Origin of the sequence: Paenibacillus sp. FSL K6-2859 (genome assembly GCF_038008265.1) — a bacterium.
Taxonomy (GTDB): domain Bacteria; phylum Bacillota; class Bacilli; order Paenibacillales; family Paenibacillaceae; genus Paenibacillus_AQ; species Paenibacillus_AQ nitricinens.
Genome location: NZ_JBBOYU010000003.1, coordinates 171,988 through 188,038, shown reverse-complemented (window position 1 = coordinate 188,038; position 16,051 = coordinate 171,988). Strand labels below are relative to the sequence as shown.

At 36.1% G+C, this 16,051-nt stretch carries 15 protein-coding genes; 10 read left to right on the top strand and 5 right to left on the bottom strand.

From position 1 onward, the window contains the following. Positions 1-584: 584 nt before the first annotated feature. Complete coding sequence (locus MHB64_RS33505) at positions 585-995, top strand: hypothetical protein (RefSeq protein ID WP_341136491.1); 411 nt, start codon at positions 585-587, stop codon at positions 993-995. A 415-nt stretch (positions 996-1,410) separates the two neighbouring features. Here MHB64_RS33505 and MHB64_RS33500 read toward each other — a convergent pair whose 3' ends face one another. Then, the gene (locus MHB64_RS33500) at positions 1,411-3,546 is read right to left on the bottom strand and encodes a type IA DNA topoisomerase (RefSeq protein WP_341136490.1); all 2,136 of its coding nucleotides are present in this window, start codon (positions 3,544-3,546) and stop codon (positions 1,411-1,413) included. 148 nt (positions 3,547-3,694) lie between these two features. Between MHB64_RS33500 and MHB64_RS33495 the strand changes: the two genes are divergently transcribed. The 3 genes from MHB64_RS33495 to MHB64_RS33485 all read left to right on the top strand — a co-directional run bounded on the left by MHB64_RS33495 (position 3,695) and on the right by MHB64_RS33485 (position 5,833). After that, positions 3,695-4,348, top strand: a complete 654-nt coding sequence (locus MHB64_RS33495; RefSeq protein WP_341136489.1) for a hypothetical protein — start codon at positions 3,695-3,697, stop codon at positions 4,346-4,348. Positions 4,349-4,616: 268 nt separating this feature from the next. Then, positions 4,617-5,465: a tyrosine-type recombinase/integrase gene (locus MHB64_RS33490; RefSeq protein ID WP_341136488.1), complete on the top strand. Its 849-nt coding sequence runs from the start codon at positions 4,617-4,619 to the stop codon at positions 5,463-5,465. 134 nt (positions 5,466-5,599) lie between these two features. After that, a complete protein-coding gene (locus tag MHB64_RS33485) occupies positions 5,600-5,833 on the top strand; it encodes a hypothetical protein (RefSeq protein WP_094877654.1) in 234 nt (77 codons plus the stop codon). Positions 5,834-6,106: 273 nt separating this feature from the next. Here the strand turns inward: MHB64_RS33485 and MHB64_RS33480 are convergent, their stop codons facing one another. After that, positions 6,107-6,580 (bottom strand): hypothetical protein, encoded by a 474-nt coding sequence (locus MHB64_RS33480; RefSeq protein WP_341136487.1) that lies wholly within the window; start codon positions 6,578-6,580, stop codon positions 6,107-6,109. A gap of 11 nt (positions 6,581-6,591) precedes the next feature. Beyond that, entirely contained in the window at positions 6,592-6,891 is a 300-nt protein-coding gene (locus tag MHB64_RS33475) for a hypothetical protein (RefSeq protein ID WP_341136486.1), read from the bottom strand. A gap of 390 nt (positions 6,892-7,281) precedes the next feature. On the opposite strand from MHB64_RS33475, the gene MHB64_RS33470 reads away from it, so the two are divergent. The 3 genes from MHB64_RS33470 (at position 7,282) to MHB64_RS33460 (ending at position 9,526) form a co-directional block, all read left to right on the top strand. Beyond that, positions 7,282-7,695: a MarR family winged helix-turn-helix transcriptional regulator gene (locus MHB64_RS33470; protein ID WP_341136485.1), complete on the top strand. Its 414-nt coding sequence runs from the start codon at positions 7,282-7,284 to the stop codon at positions 7,693-7,695. Between the two features lie 13 nt (positions 7,696-7,708). Continuing rightward, the gene (locus tag MHB64_RS33465) at positions 7,709-8,530 is read left to right on the top strand and encodes an SDR family oxidoreductase (protein ID WP_341136484.1); all 822 of its coding nucleotides are present in this window, start codon (positions 7,709-7,711) and stop codon (positions 8,528-8,530) included. 132 nt (positions 8,531-8,662) lie between these two features. Further along, positions 8,663-9,526 carry an ATP-dependent DNA ligase gene (locus MHB64_RS33460; RefSeq protein WP_341136483.1) on the top strand — a complete coding sequence of 288 codons (864 nt, stop codon included), beginning with the start codon at positions 8,663-8,665 and terminating at the stop codon, positions 9,524-9,526. 420 nt (positions 9,527-9,946) lie between these two features. Here MHB64_RS33460 and MHB64_RS33455 read toward each other — a convergent pair whose 3' ends face one another. Next, a complete protein-coding gene (locus MHB64_RS33455) occupies positions 9,947-10,822 on the bottom strand; it encodes a hypothetical protein (RefSeq protein WP_341136482.1) in 876 nt (291 codons plus the stop codon). Between the two features lie 1,237 nt (positions 10,823-12,059). Here MHB64_RS33455 and MHB64_RS33450 point away from each other — a divergent pair. Continuing rightward, a complete protein-coding gene (locus MHB64_RS33450; protein ID WP_094877646.1) occupies positions 12,060-13,388 on the top strand; it encodes a replication initiation protein in 1,329 nt (442 codons plus the stop codon). Between the two features lie 41 nt (positions 13,389-13,429). Then, positions 13,430-14,410, top strand: coding sequence for a site-specific integrase (locus tag MHB64_RS33445; protein WP_341136481.1), 981 nt, complete (start codon positions 13,430-13,432; stop codon positions 14,408-14,410). Positions 14,411-14,523: 113 nt separating this feature from the next. Here MHB64_RS33445 and MHB64_RS33440 read toward each other — a convergent pair whose 3' ends face one another. Beyond that, positions 14,524-15,405, bottom strand: coding sequence for a helix-turn-helix domain-containing protein (locus tag MHB64_RS33440; RefSeq protein WP_341136480.1), 882 nt, complete (start codon positions 15,403-15,405; stop codon positions 14,524-14,526). A gap of 228 nt (positions 15,406-15,633) precedes the next feature. On the opposite strand from MHB64_RS33440, the gene MHB64_RS33435 reads away from it, so the two are divergent. Then, the gene (locus MHB64_RS33435) at positions 15,634-15,858 is read left to right on the top strand and encodes a helix-turn-helix transcriptional regulator (protein WP_256990570.1); all 225 of its coding nucleotides are present in this window, start codon (positions 15,634-15,636) and stop codon (positions 15,856-15,858) included. Positions 15,859-16,051 lie beyond the last annotated feature (193 nt).

Below are 16,051 nucleotides of genomic sequence, written 5' to 3'. Positions count from 1 at the left end.
AATGTAAATGAATTATGAATTTAATTAGAGATTGCATTACAATCTATTAGTAAAAGTATATATAGATTAAAAAACGTAGTTATATACAATATTATATTTAAGTTAGGATCTGAAATTGTATTTATTAATGTAAGAAGTTTTATATTGTGATTATAAAATAATATTTAATCTATATCTGAATTTTGTTTGCTTTATTAAAGAAGGTGATATTTATGAGGTATCTATATTTCTTTATTTTGATGGTTAACATAACTTAAAACATGTAAACCTGAATAATAGTTAACTAAAAGTACCAGTCTCATTTTATGACCGACTTAGATTGTCAAAAGAAATACTTTATTAAACTGTGGAATGAAAATGTAGACGTGATGCCAACCCGCATGAGGGCAGCTCGTCTCCTGGTTGTAACTATGGAAGCGGTCAATTCGTTGCGATCGGTTCACGATGTTGAAAAGTCCAGTTGGTCTTAAATATGCATCTGATGCTCCTGAACCGTCAGACTTAATAGAACCATATTATCATTCACTTTATCATCCATATAGAATCATAATTAATTATGAAAATCTATATGGAGAGTGATTATTTTGTTTATAAAAGCAGTAGGTAAGGATATGAGAATAATTAACAACACTAATACTTCTGTAAGTATCGGAGGAACTGTCAATGGACACTGCGTAATGGATTCTCCAAATACCATTTGCGGTTTTCCGAAATTTGAAAATCCACTAGAATTAATTTTTCTTGAAGTTGAACCAGAAGGGCAACATGATTTCTACAAAGTCCCTTATGAACCGACTTATATTTTTGAAAGTGAAATGAGAATAATTCGTTCTATTTCCTTGGATGAACTTAAATCCATGGATAGTTTCTTTAAGGAGCGTTGTGAACATTACGAAAAGGAACTTCAAAATGGACAAATTTCAAAAGTAAGTAGGCCTGATAACAATTTTCAGAAATTCTTAAAATCATTCACTAGAAAGAAAACTGAATCTTAAATGGCAGTTAAGTTTTCTTGAGCTCTAGGTATTTTTTATTGGATGATATCTGGAATTGATAAATACTTTGGAATGGTAAACTCTAATATTGAAGAATGAAGTTTAAAACACAACTGCAGGAGCGAATTCATGGAAGAGGATCGTTTGGATAATAAGGTTACGAAAGTTTGATAGATCGAAAGATCGCACGATCTTGGCATACCTTTTGTTTGAAATGTGAAAGTCTGGCGAGGATTTATAAAATGGATTGGCGTCAGAATTTTTAGTCTGAAAATAAAGTAGTAGGTAGGATCGTCAGTATACGTGCTTAGCTGGAGCTGGGTAGATCTTGTGCCGGTGCTTTAGGATGAGTTACGGCTTTAAGCGCAGTTCCAGCATCAGTCTACTACTTTATTTTCTACTTTCAGAGATAGATTTACTTCTTTAATTTCCTGCTGTTTACAAATTCGAGTTTAATTTCAGCATTCATTAGTATAAGTTTTGCTTTATATTCAACCTTAGATTTATTTTTGAATTTTATAGTTTCCGTTTTTCCTTTACTAATCAAATCATTAACATGTTTATGTGAAATGGTTTTTCCATACTGAACTTTCCATATCGTAAATTTACAACCTTCATTGTAACGAGAGCAACCAAACCCTTTTGTACCCTCTATAATTTTACCAGCTTTACAAATGGGGCAATCACCAAAATCATTCTGAATTCGATTCGCAACATCTGTTTGTTGATCCTTAATTTTCTGTACAATCTTATTAGTGAACTGTATAACATTATGCATGAACTTATCATGGGCTGCTTGACCTTTTGCAATCTCGTTCAGCCTCTTTTCCCACATTGCTGTCATTTCAGCACTTGTTAAAACTGCTAATTCTAATTCTCGTAATTTTGATACTAATTCTCTACCTTTTGAGGTGGGAGATATTTTTCTTCCCTTCAGCTCGATATAACTCTGATCCTTTAATTTTTCAATTACAGAATCTCTAGTAGCTGGAGTACCTAGCTGTAGATCAGTCATTCCCTCTTTTAACTGAGTGTCTGATATTTTACGTCCAACATGCTTCATTGCTTTGATGAGTGTGCCTTCAGTGTACGCTGGTGGAGCCTTGGTTACACGTTCTTTAGTATTAGAACTAATGCAGAAAGACATTTGTTCAGGGTCGAAATTGAAGTTCGATATTTCATTCATTTCCTCACTGTTTTCTGTATTCTCAGTATCTTTATTTATATTTTCATTTTTTAATGTCTTATAGACCACTTTCCAACCTTCATCCATGGTTTCTCGAATGGAAGTCTTAAATTGTTCGTTCTCAATTACAGTGTTGATTCGATGATGCCTGTAGTTCGCGCTAGGATAAAAATGTACTATAAAACGACGTACGATCAAGTCATAAAGTTTTTCTTCATCTATGTTTAAATTGCCTGGTAATTTTTGTGTCGGAAAAATAGCATGGTGGTCTTCAACTTTCTCTGGTCTACAAATGTTTTTATTACTGGAAGAAACTAAATTTGTATCTCCAGCAAATATAAGAGTCTGGTATTTATCTAAAGATCTAAGTAGATTAAAAACCTTGTGCATAACTGGTATGTTGTCAGCTGCAACAAAGTTTGATGATGTTCTAGGATAATGAATTATTTCGTGAACCTCATATAGGGATTGAGCGATTTGTAGAGTCTTTTTAGCCGAAAAACCAAACACCCTGTTTGCGTCTGATTGGAGATCTCCTAAATCATATAGTAGAGGAGGTTTCTCTGCTCCGTCTTTTACTTCGTAAGACTCTATTCTGCCAACTATACCCTTAACCTTATTAGAAACTCTATCTGCTATTGTACGATCGACTACGTCTTCCTCTGTATGCCATAATCCAGTATAAGAAGTATTTTCTTGTTGAAAGTTGGCCTCAACTGTGTATGATGTTTGAGGTTTAAAGCGTTCCAATTCATCTTGTCTATCACAGATCATTGCCAGAACTGGCGTTTGAACCCGACCAACAGATAATACATTTCCTGGACCGCCAAATTTAGTTGTAAAGGCACGTGTTGCGTTCATTCCAATTAACCAGTCTGCCTCGCTTCGGCAGCGTGCGGCAGTCAACAAAGGATAGTATTCTTCTCCATTCTTCAAATTTTTAAAACCCTCACGAATAGCTTCTGGAGTAAGCGAAGAAATCCATAATCTTTGAACCGGTTTCTTAATATTAAGGTACTGGAGGATATATCCAGCAATCAATTCGCCTTCGCGACCAGCATCACAAGCATTAACAATAGAAGAGCATTGCTTGGACAATGTATGTATAAGTTTAAGTTGATCTTTTGTTTTTGTGGAAGGAATTAACTGAAATTTATCAGGCACAATCGGCAGATCTTCAAGGTTCCATCGTTTATAACGATCATCATAATGGTCAGGCTCAGCTAAGCCTAAAAGGTGCCCAACAGCATAAGTTACGATATATTGGTTGCTTTCGAAATAACCCGATTTTTTTGTTAAGCCACCTAATGCTTCAGCAATCTTTCTTCCCATATCTGGTTTCTCGGCAATTATTAGGATAGTCATTTTAAAGCCTCCTATATTCTTTAGGGAGTCATTTCCTACGAATATAGTAACAAACATATAATTTACTGTACATAAACGTTTACAATAAAATGTTTATAGTATGATTTACATACAGGCAACAATACTAATGAATAGGGTGTCGATAAAAATGATCACGAAGAATACTAATATAGTTCTGAGTACAACTGATAGCCGACTGGTAAAAATAGAAAATCTTCGAAAAATAATGCTTTCATTTTGTGTTAGACAAACATCACAAAAAGATACTTGTCAACAAAATGAGTTAGAGAATAGAAGAAGGCAAAAGAAAATGTGGATACAAGCTTTGATAATTATAAAAATGTATTGTTCTACCCTTGCAGAATTGATTGATGAATTAACATTGTGTTTAAGATGGATAGAGCGTGAACGATTAATACTAGATGCTCCAACATATCTCACAAAAGAGTATGAATCCTTAGGCAGACAGCTGGATCACATGAATGAAAACGGATATTATGCTGGAGAAGCCATGATTAGAGTGGCTCTATTGCTCCAGAATAACCATTTGCGCTTGGGAGCATCAGAGATACAAGCTGTATTCTCACTGAGTGATATTGAGTGGCAACAGTATGCAGCTAAATGCAAGCTGAACCAAGTCGAGGAAAATGATATAATCCATGTGCTTACGGGAAATGTGGGAACAAAAGCAATTCAGGATTTTGTAATTCATGTTTTTTTTAAGAGTGCCATGGAAAATAACATTACAAGAGATAAAGTGAAATGGAATGCTGCTAGTATTTTCAAAAACATATTAGTTTGATATTATCTAGAAGAAATAGGGAAAAACTCAAGCAGATGAGGCCAAGTTATGAATATAGCCTTTCTGCTTTTTGTGTATTTTACTGTTAAGGACAATTTCTCCGAATTATCTTTGCCCTTTATTTTACATAACTCAGTTCAATTGAAACTGGAAATTAAACCTTTCGAACCGTTGGTTATGCTGCAAATATAGCAAGTGGAATATTTTATATGGAATATATTCTTAAACTTTTGTGAGGTACAATAAGCATGTGAGGGGAGGCTGAACTATGAGTATATACAAGCAGGAAGAGTTTGAGAAATATCTTATTAAATCCGATTTGACAGAGGCAACAGTGTATACGTACCTTGTTGAAATCAGGAAATTTATGAGTTGGTTTCAGCAAGTTTATCCTAAAACTGAGTATTTTAATATAAATCAAGAAATTATTAAAGGGTATTTAAAAAATCAAGAAATTGACCAAAAAGCAGTAACAACAATAGATAAAAAAATCTCTATCATAAAAAAATATTTTGATTTTTTATGGATGAACAATTATTTGGCTGGTTATGATCCTAGCGTTAAGATAAAAAGAAAGGGAAAGAGAAGTGATCGAGAATACTTAACTGAACCTGAAATAAATCAGTTGATTTCATTGTTAGAGATGATAGCTACACGGGATGATGACATCATTACGAAAAGAATGCGAGCACTTACCTATTTATACATGTATACAGGATTACAGATGAAAGAAGGGGGATGTTTACTAAGAACAGATATTCTTCCCATTGAAAATGGATTTCAAATCATCATCAGGGCTGGATCTCAGCGAATAGTTGAAATCACAGGTGTTTATGCTGAACCGTTAGATGAGTATTTGACATTGTTGAATCAAAACGAAAAGTACGTCTTCCCTGGTCGTGGTGGAGGGCATCTTCAACCAAAGTCTATACATTTAATATTTCAGGATTTATCCAACAAAATGGGAGGGATCTCTATCCTGCCCCGCAAATTAAGAAATACCTACGCTGTAATGCAATATAAGAGTGGGGTATCTATCGAGAGAATAGCGGCAAATATGGGGGTTAATCAGTTACAGCTGCCACAAGAAATATTAGCTTTAAATATAAGTCAATAAAGTGAAGTAGGGGAGCACCAGAATGGTTACGACTCATTTGAGATCCGACCACTTTTTGATAGTGGGGTTTCAATTGTTGAAATTAGCAAACAGCTAAACAAAGACTATCGCTATGGTGAAGGGAGCGTAGGTATATGGAACTGAGTATAAGGACTGTTGAAGAGTGGAAAGATGTATTGCTGGTTAAAGAAGGTCCGGAGTATGGTAAACCTAAAAATACAATTGACTTGTCAGCAAGAGTATCGGTTGAGGTATGGATGCTTATAAGCCAAGCAAAAGTAATTCATGTACCTGAGGTTATTCTGCTCTTGGAGATTGAGAAAGTTTATGAAGCTTATTTTTATCTTATGCCGAGAATGCGTGAGTAGAAATAATTTGATCAACTTAATTACCACAAGATACACACAGAATAACTCATTTTGTACGCTTATTTGTCGGTGGCCGCTCCTGGTTTCTTGATGATCGCAAAATATGTTTTGCGTAGTCTATGAACAAGTACTAATCGTTTTTTGTATCGTACGCGTCATTGACAACGCTGGATTTTCAAGTGAAGATCATGCTATCAATATTACAACTTCTTCAAGACCCTAGTAACAATATGCAAAAAATCCCGCCGACCAATTATGGTTGACGGGATTTCGTTATTTCAGGTGGTCTTTTAATATTACTCCGAGTTCAGCTGTATATTTAGTCAGCCTTAAACTTATCTCTGTACGCATAACATCTCGAGTTAATCCAAAGCGTTCCTGATATCCTCGACAAAAGATTTTGTAATACGTGATAAATTCATCTTGCTCATCCGCCAGCATTTTGATATTCCGCAGCTTCAGTTCTTTCTGCAGTCGATATGTATCCTGCATGATCCGGCGCTGTATGGATTCGCCAGCCATCAAGAAGGTACGTTTAAGAATGCTGCTGGAGTGTTCGAGTTCCTTCAGGCTCTTGCCGACCATCGTATCTATGTAGGGAAGCAAAATGAGGTCTCGAACCATCGTGCGTTCCTCGGTAGTTATCATTTTATCTGGGTTCTCACGCTGCTGTTCCTCGTACTTCTCAACATGCTCAGTCATGATCATTTTCGTTTTCCAGCGTTCATTACCGTCTAATTTGGTCATAGTGACCCCTCCTAATGATAAAGCCAGTAATCAATATTAGTACCACCACTGCCGCTCTCTGCGCCTTGTTGTGGCGTTTTTTCGTACGGCACGTTCCGTTCCCAGCCCTCGATAATAATTGTTGTCTCTATAGGCTTAGACACATCCCAATCTATATAATGCTCCGCAGATAGCACCTTAAAACCCTTGATTATCTCCGCCGGTTGGCGTCCGCTCAATCGTCCCAACTCTTTGATGTTTGGCATCCGTCTGAATTGATATCTAAACTGCGATATAATTCGCAGCAGCTTGCGCGGAGTATCATCAAGCATGATGCTTCTCCGCTACAGGCTGCCACGAGAGGATACTCGCTACCAAGAACACTCGCGGCGCCCCAGTGGTCAGGCAAGTAGCCCTAATACGGCCGGCACGAATGCCGAGGATCTCGATTTTACGTTGCGTTATCTTCTCCGACTTGTCTTGATATATAATTTCAACTATTTCGCCGGCACTCATTTTCATGTGATCGCCTCCATTTATGAGAACGTTTGTTTGTATTATAACCAAACATGAGTTCGTAAATCAATGTTAATATTACAGACATCCACCTATAAAATCCCACAATTCCAACGAATAAAATAATTAATATTGATAAAAACAAATTTAGTTCGTATACTAATCATGTAGTTAGTACACAAACTATATAAAGAGGGAACTAACCTATGGACAATCCAGGACAGTTATTAATGAGAGTAAGTCTTGAAATGAAAAAAAGCTTAACAAAAAAACTTTTATTTTATAATGTAACAGCTCCTCAATGGGCAGTACTAAAAGATATATCTATTCATTTAGAAGGAACAACTCCAGCTATGATTGCAGAGCGAACTTACTCGGATCGTCCTACAATAACGGGTATACTCGAGCGACTTAAAGCAAAAGGACTTCTGGTCATTAAAGATAATCCAAATGATAAACGATCAAATCTTGTATTCATTACAGATTCGGGAATGATAATTAAGAGTCAAATAGAAGATCTTAGTGACGAAATCATGGATAACACGCTTAAAAATATTTCTGAACAAGAAATGTCCACGTTTATGAACGTGCTTAAAACGATCTATTTAAATATTAGTTAGGGAAGTGAGACTTATGATTTTAATCACAGGGGCAACCGGTAATGTAGGTCGTGAAGTGGTTAACGAACTAAAGAAAAGTGAAACACCTTTTAAAATTGCCTCCCATCGAAAAGACAGCGAGTATGTTTATTTTGATTTTGAAAATGCTGATTCTTTTCGTCCAGCGTTAACAGGAGTGAAAAAATTATTTTTACTACGTCCTCCGCATATAGCAGACGCAAAAAAATATTTCCAACCTTTCATAGATATCGCAAAGGAAGTCGGAGTCAAACATATTGTGTTTCTATCCCTATTGGGCGTAGAGAAAAACCCAATTGTTCCACACCACAAAATAGAAAAAATCATTAAGAAATCAGGAATTCCATATACTTTTTTACGTCCAAGTTTCTTCATGCAAAACTTAATTTCTCAACATGGGGAAGAGCTGCGTAAAGAAAAGAAGATCTATGTACCCGCAGGAAAAGGCAAAACTAGCTTTATCGATGTTCGTGATATCGGTACTGTGGCAGCTAAAATTCTAACTGAGGATGGTCATGAAAATAAAGGTTACTCATTAACGGGGAGTGAAGCGTTAGATTACTATGAAGTAGCTGTAATTATATCCAAAGAACTAGGAGAGACAGTCATTTATGTTAATCCATCAGTTCGTCAGTTTAGAGATAAAATGATAACAAAAGGAATTCAAAAAGAATTTGTTACTGTTATGATTGGAATTTACTTCACAGCAAAGATTGGATTAGCTAAAAGAATCACACCTGACTTGCAATCATTGCTTGGAAAAAAACCTATTACATTAAAAGAATTTGCACATGACTATAAGTGCGAATTAACTTGATCATCAATTAACCGATAGTGTTCTTAAAGAAGATCCCGCCAACCAATTAAGGTTGACGGGGAATTTTTATGCCCAATACTTCCCTGCCCTTTCCTCTTCCTTCGGCATATATAATTAGGTAGAGGTGAAACTATGTTTATATCCCCAATGTTGTTGCAAACAGCCTCCGGGCCATTTTCGCACAACGATTATATATTTGAACCAAAGATAGACGGGCATAGGTTACCCTATTCCCAACAGGCTGGCAAGGTCCGTCTGTACACTCGTCACAATAATGATTGCACCCGACAATACCCCGAACTACAGTTGCCATTTGATGATGATATTATTCTGGACGGAGAGGTCGCCTGCGTTGATCCAGCAACGGGCGTATCTGATTTTGAATCTGTTATGAGTCGGTTTCAGGCGCGCCGGGAAGACAAGATAAAACAGCTCACTGCCACCCTGCCAGCCTATTATGCCATCTTCGACATCTTGATGTACAAAGGCCAGGACTTGCGTGGGTTGCCGCTGATGAGCCGTAAGGAGATACTGGCGGAATTAACTTTACCGTCTAATAGCTTTGGAGTAGTACCGTACGTGGAAGGTGATGGAGAGGCATTGTTCAAACAGATTGAAAAAGTGGGTATGGAAGGTGTAGTAGGTAAGCGTAAGAACAGTGTATACGAGACTGGCCGCCGTTCTCACGCATGGCAAAAGGTCATCAATTGGACCTATGCGGATGTTTTCATAACTGGTTATCGCAAACAGGAATTTGGTTGGTTAGCTGCTGTACCGTCCGGTTCATCTGGAAAATTACGTCCAGCTGGGATCATTGAACTCGGCGCGTCAACGATTCATAAGCAGGCATTCAGAGGCGTTGCTCAGCAGCTTGTAAAAGGCGAAGATAAGGAGTTTGTATATCTTGAGCCAAGATTACAGGCAAAGGTGCGTATGAGGAACTGGACCAAATCTGGAATGCTACGAAGTCCAGTATTTACAGAGTTTATAATATAAAAAAGAGTCACCCAGGATTGATTTACTAAATATTTATGTATCATAAGTGCTTTTTAATTGTGTTAATGTCGCTTAATGATGCAGTATGTAAAAATAAAGGGAACAAAGTAATCCACTGTTCATACTAGTTATAACATGTGTCGATAGGGATATGAACAGTCAGCCTCGTGGGAAAGTATTATACCCCATTCATTAAGGTTGATGAAGTGTACTATCCGGGAAGAGCAACGTATCTGAATCAGCGTGTAAGCCTGAGGCTGTGAAACAAACTGGGAAGGTTGGGGGACTGGCCACTGTCATGTCTACTACACAAATCACCCAAATAGAATCATATCTTGTTGGCTAACAATAACAATTAAGATTCAAATACAATAAAACAGCAACCTTAGATTCTTGGGTCTAAGGTTGCTGTTTTATTGATTAATTTCCTTCAATTTTAATGTCTTTAGAATTAGATTGAAACTTCTTAATTAACTCAGTCATAGAATGCATGTGTTCTTTAGTTAATTGGTCTATTTTTAGGTTGCTATTTTCTTGCCACAAAGACTTTTCTTTTAATAAGATTTCTTTTGCGGTCATCTCCATTTCTTTTTTTAGGATTTCTAGCTCACGTTCATTAGCCTTCATTAATTGGTCGATTTTTGAATCATACTCTATTTTTTTCATATCATTGTCTTTTTCTAATTCTTCGTTTTCCTTACGTATTCTGATTACTTCCTCTTTTTGCATTTGTAATTCTTGTTCATATGATTTTCTTTGTTCTACTAATTCATTTTTAACCTTAATTGCTTCTTGTTCGATATGTAGCTGTTCATCAATCTTCGCTTTCAATTCTTTTAATTTATCGTTATTCAAACGATTTAACTCCTCAAGCGTAGTTGCTGTTTTCTCTAAAAGATCCATTTTTGTTCGAAGATCTATTTGCGTAGCTGAAGCCTCGATTAGCTCCTCCTCTTTTTGTGAAAGGCGCTTCTGGATATGAGAAAACTCAACACGAAGAGACTCCAACTCTTGGGATAAATTAGATGCTTCTTCTAGAGAGTTTAATTTTATCTCCTCAACCGAATCCGCTCCACGTTGATAGATCCGAATCAAGATATGATAGACACGGTTCATGTGCTTCTCAAGATCCTTCAGGTCGTATTCAACAGCTGGATCGTGTTTCTGGATCTCTTTTATCACTTCTAGCGCCATGAGGGACTCTAGCCACTCACCAGCATCCATTCCGGATGCTTCAATCCTACTATTTACTACTTCTAGTGCTTCTTCGCTCATTTTAATCCCTTTTGTCGCCATCTTTATTATCCCCTTATTTAAGAAATTGGTTAACCAAAAAATCCTTATTTTATAAGGGAGTTAACTGGTTAACCGCGCAAAATAGGTTAACATTTTGTCTAGTATAGCATAAATTTCACCCATAAAATAGTAGATTCGGACTGATGTACGGTGCTATAATGAGACAGCGTTCTAACTTCCGATAATGGAAGTGTATCGGAAGTTAGAACGCTGTCTTTATATGGAGTTAAAAGAGGGAGGAGATGTGAGATAGTGTAGTGTTGCTTTTGGAGAAGAAAAGTTATTAGCACTGCAATGTGATTGAGAGAATTGTTTAACCTAGGTTTTATTAAACAACCGTATTTAAGGTTTAAATATGTCCATAAAAACGGAGTATAACAAGTATGTAGTTTTCTTCTTTTCTATTAATTTGAATAGGAAGTTAAAAAATCATAATTTTTTTTAAGAGTTTATCTTTGAAAAATAGTATTTTGGACTAAATATTTAAAACTCGAACAGTCTAGTTTTTGAAATAATTAAGAATATTATAGATTTGGCTCCTTTTTTATAGACATATAACTGCATTAGGTCTCATTCTGATATTGATTTTCTATTAGGCGACATATATTTTAAAAACTCTGTATGTTTCTATTATTAATTTTGTTTATATTTGTTTTATTATGTTTTGTATTGTTAGGAGTTAGTAGAGTGCTAGAGCCATATGGGTTTGAGAGGCTATATGTCCATAAATAAGGAATGAAATGTCCATATAAAAGGAGTGATATGTCCTGAAAAAGGGAGTCATAAGACCAATCAAACGGAGTGATATGTCCATATAAAAGGAGTGATATGTCCTGAAAAAGGGAGTCTCAAAGATAATTGATTAAAAAAATGTATTGATATGTCCATATAAACGGAGCCATTCAAACGTATGAGAGATAATTTATTTAAAACACAGGATATATATGGAATAAAGAGTTGCAATAGCTCCTTATTTCTGGACATATTACTCGTACGCTCCGTAAATCAGGACATATAATAGTAAAACCTCTAAAGTCGCTCCTTATTTCTGGACATTTACATTTGCATAAGATCGCTAGACTCCCTATCTCTGGACATATACATAAAAAACTTAGCTTTTTGCATAACGGAATAGCTAAGTGGAAGTTTTATGACAGAGAAGGAGGATTATGAAATATAGGGGATTCGCTCAATCAATATACTTCTTTTAATATTAATAAGAGGAGGTGGAACGGTGATGGGGTTTATAGAAATACATGATAACGATGAAGATACACTAGAGTACGATGGGGAAGGCCAATTAGCTATGAAATTTACTACAGAAGTGGCTGAAATAAAACCTCACTATTGGGTCAATCAATCTAGGGAAATGATAAATGCTCGACATGATCTAAACATTACAGAAATGAAAGTAATAACTTCGATCATAAGCCTTGTTCAACCTTCAGATAGAGAATTTAAAACTTATACATTGTATGTCAGAGATTTAGCTAAATTATTTGGACAGACAGGGGCATCATTATATGAACGTGTCGAGCAAACAATAACGCAGCTACAATCTAAACAAATTACTTTTGAGAATGATAAAGAAATTAAACGTATAACATGGGTTCAGAGTGCTACTTATTACAAGGGTGAGGGTCGAATTATTATTAAACTCTCTGAAGATTTGGCACCATACCTGCGTGAATTAAAAGCATTCACAAAGTACCGTTTAATTAATACTATTCAATTAAAATCAACTTATTCTTGGAGAATATATGAATTACTAAAAGAAAGAGAATTGCAAAGTAGTCGGATTATTAAAGTCAAAGAGCTTCGACATAAGTTAGCTATAGCGGATGATAAGTACACAATGATAAAACATCTGAGAACGGTCATCGAGTCAGCTCAAAAAGAAATTGAGGAAAAAACAGACATTTCTTTTAGTTATGATGTCTATAAAAAAATAGGAAGAACAATTGAGTCATTTATCTTTCATATTCGGAAGAATAATCATAACGTGGAAACAAGGCAAAGCCTGGATCAAACTACTTATGACGTAGAACGTATCCTTCATTTACTTGTGAAAAATGGTATCCATCGTAAAAAGGCAACCGTGCTCCTGCAGAATTATCACCCATATTACATAGAGGAGAACGTTCGTCACGTACAAAGAATAAATGCAGGTCAAAATATTAGTAACCTTGCCGGCTATATTGTTAAGTCTCTTGAGGAGAATTATGCCGATTCACCTTATGTAAAAGAGAAAGTAGCTGATCCTTTCTTTGGTGTTGGATTGTCTAATGCAGCAGGGGCATTAGAGATGGTTACGGCAAAGAACATTGATTCATTAAAGGAAATTGTAATGACTTATCAGGATATAGTAATGCGCGCTGCTGCAGAAAAATCAGGAGATAAGATTATTTCTCTTGGTAGGGAGCGGGACGAGCTTCTAATCAATGCTATAACCAATATTCAAATAGAACGAGCCAAAAGTAAAATGCCACCTCTTATATTTGATGATGTAAGCAACGACTCACAGCTAAGAAAGGCATTCCAACTATGGCAGAGCAGTGCGGAGTAATACATTGATATATGAGTTATTGAAATCGGAGGTGGTCCGCGGTGAGTAAAGAATTAATTCTTTTAGATAATGAAACTGATCTGAGCAATACCGCGGAGGATCTTGAGGCATTAAATTTGAGCGCTTTTGGATACTTAGGTAACTCAAAAGCAGAAAACACGAAGAAAGCTTATGAAAGTGACTGGCGTGACTTTCAGAATTGGTGTTTGAAATTCAATCTTATATCTTTGCCTGCAACAGCACATACGATTAATCTCTATTTATCATCGTTAGCGTTAAGTGGGATAAAAGTAGCTACAATTCAAAGGCGTGTAAGTGCGTTGGTAAAAGCTCATGAATACGCAAAGTACGAAAATCCGGTCGATATTACTGTTCGAGATACAGTGGCTGGTATTCGTAGAGAACATGGTAGTAAGGAGACAGGTAAAAAGCCAATTTTAGTGGAAATGATAAAGCAAATGATTAATCAGGTCCCAGAAAATAATAAAGGGATAAGGGATAAGTCACTTCTGCTACTTGGTTTTGCCGGTGCTTTTCGGAGAAGTGAACTCACAGCTTTGGACGTTGAAGATATTCAAGAATCCTCTGGAGGTTTGATTGTTCAAATTAAGAAATCGAAGACTGACCAGGAGGGTGAGGGAGAACTGATTGGTATACCGTATGGTAGCCAACCTTTAACTTGTCCGGTTCAGGCCTATTTGAACTGGTTGAAGATCTCAGGGATTCAGAATGGACCAATATTCCGAAAGGTAAACCGTCACGGTCAGATAGGAATGAATCGTTTATCTGATAGAGCAGTTGCTGATGTAATAAAATTATATATAAGAAAATGCGGGTTTGACGCTGATGATTTTTCAGGTCACAGCCTCCGTTCTGGTCTAGCGACATCAGCTGCGATGGCTGGAAAAAATGAAAGAGAAATCATGGGGCAAACCAGACATACGTCAGAAAAAATGGTGCGTAAGTACATTAGGATGGGTACACTTTTCCATGAGAATGCTGCTAAAGATATCGGTTTATAGTATTTTTTTCGAGGAAATCAAGGAGTTTGACTGGAGTTGTTGATTTAAATTGAAAAAAGCGTCTACACAGGTTGGTTTTAGCAATCTGTGTAGACGCTTTTTTTGAAAATCACCTATTCATCTGATTCTTCATCAGTTGCTCTTTGATGTGAATCTTCTAAGACATTCATTAATAATGAAACGATTTTTTCTTTATCGCTTGCAGACATTGGCTTACCAAATGCTTGAAAGCTGTTTGAAGTAATGAAATCAATAAGATCAGGCAATTTTGGCATTTCAGTATGATAACCATTTGTTTCATCGACATATCCATATAAATAATCGGGGGTGACTTCGAATATTGGAGCTAAGCTATAAACATCCTCCAGCCGCGGTCTTGCTTTCCCGTTCATTAACTCATTGAGTTTTATGTCGGTAATGTTGGTCTTAAGGGAAATAAACTCTAAAGGTAAGACTGATTGATTAACCAATTCAGTTAATCGTTCTCCGAATTTTTTAATACGTTCATTGAAAATTTGAGGCTCCTCAGATTTCACGACGCTGTCGCCGACAGTATAACCAGCCATAATGAACATTTCTTCTTCAGGAACTTGGTATGCATGAGCAAGTTTTCTTAAAGCATCAGATGAAACTCCGCCATCTATTCGATCGGTCTTACGGGTGGAGCCTTTCTCTAGTTTTGCAATATAAGAATGACTTAGGCCAGTAAGTTTCATAGCATCTCGAAGTGACAGTCCATGAGATATTCTTAATTGCTCAAGATATCTTCCAAAGCTAGTTTGCGTTCGAGATCTTTCTAGTAACTCTTCTTCAGAGAGTTCCTCCACAATCATTTTTGTAGTCTTGCCTTTTTTCTTTTTTACTGATGAAGAAGATGTTAAGTTAGATAGTTGCATTTCAGCTCTTAATTTTTCTCTCAAAAAGTTACGCTGTTCTTCTCGCATTTCATTCATTAACTCATTCTTCAATAGTTCTCTTTCATCTGAAGTTAACATAAGAGTTCACCCTTCCTAAATTTGCCTATTTTTACCCGAAATGAATCATTTGTAATCAATAAAATACAATAAACAGTCAATTTACTGTATATGATCGTTGACAGTTACTTGGAATACAGTTATATTATGAGTATAATTTCAAATGAGTATTCAAAATATAAACCACTCTGGCCCACACCAGAAAAGGTAATACTGCTTCCTATCATACTTTAGAAAGGACGGTAATCGTTGAAAGCTTGTTCCACTCCTCAATACATAATTACTAATGACCTTAAGGGAATAAGAAAAGCAAACCAGCTAAGTCAACAAAAACTAGCTAAGTCTGTAGGGGCAGACAGACAAACGATTATCAAGATAGAAAAAGGAGGTTCCCCTGAACTTTGGTTGGCATTTGCTATTGCAAGATATTTTAAAATGGATATCAACGACGTTTTTTTTTGCGAAATTCTGTAAACGTATGAATACAGAAGTTTGTATTTGAATTAATCATATCAAATTGTTATAAAAAGTCAAAGTCACAAAAGTATATTTTTGATACAGAATTTTATATCCTGTGTATTTAGTCATTTACATTATAACACATCACATCAATCGCGAATAGAATACTTGCCACAATTCGACAAATGGCGACAAAAAAACATGAAGC

What these genes read in the sequence shown, in the direction of transcription:
- MHB64_RS33480 (WP_341136487.1), bottom strand. Translation starts at nt 6,580, where the DNA reads ATGACCAAATTAGACGGTAATGAACGCTGGAAAACGAAAATGATCATG.
- MHB64_RS33460 (WP_341136483.1), top strand. Translation starts at nt 8,663, where the DNA reads ATGTTTATATCCCCAATGTTGTTGCAAACAGCCTCCGGGCCATTTTCG.
- MHB64_RS33455 (WP_341136482.1), bottom strand. Translation starts at nt 10,822, where the DNA reads ATGGCGACAAAAGGGATTAAAATGAGCGAAGAAGCACTAGAAGTAGTA.
- MHB64_RS33450 (WP_094877646.1), top strand. Translation starts at nt 12,060, where the DNA reads ATGGGGTTTATAGAAATACATGATAACGATGAAGATACACTAGAGTAC.
- MHB64_RS33500 (WP_341136490.1), bottom strand. Translation starts at nt 3,546, where the DNA reads ATGACTATCCTAATAATTGCCGAGAAACCAGATATGGGAAGAAAGATT.
- MHB64_RS33475 (WP_341136486.1), bottom strand. Translation starts at nt 6,891, where the DNA reads ATGCTTGATGATACTCCGCGCAAGCTGCTGCGAATTATATCGCAGTTT.
- MHB64_RS33470 (WP_341136485.1), top strand. Translation starts at nt 7,282, where the DNA reads ATGGACAATCCAGGACAGTTATTAATGAGAGTAAGTCTTGAAATGAAA.
- MHB64_RS33440 (WP_341136480.1), bottom strand. Translation starts at nt 15,405, where the DNA reads ATGTTAACTTCAGATGAAAGAGAACTATTGAAGAATGAGTTAATGAAT.
- MHB64_RS33490 (WP_341136488.1), top strand. Translation starts at nt 4,617, where the DNA reads ATGAGTATATACAAGCAGGAAGAGTTTGAGAAATATCTTATTAAATCC.
- MHB64_RS33495 (WP_341136489.1), top strand. Translation starts at nt 3,695, where the DNA reads ATGATCACGAAGAATACTAATATAGTTCTGAGTACAACTGATAGCCGA.
- MHB64_RS33465 (WP_341136484.1), top strand. Translation starts at nt 7,709, where the DNA reads ATGATTTTAATCACAGGGGCAACCGGTAATGTAGGTCGTGAAGTGGTT.
- MHB64_RS33485 (WP_094877654.1), top strand. Translation starts at nt 5,600, where the DNA reads ATGGAACTGAGTATAAGGACTGTTGAAGAGTGGAAAGATGTATTGCTG.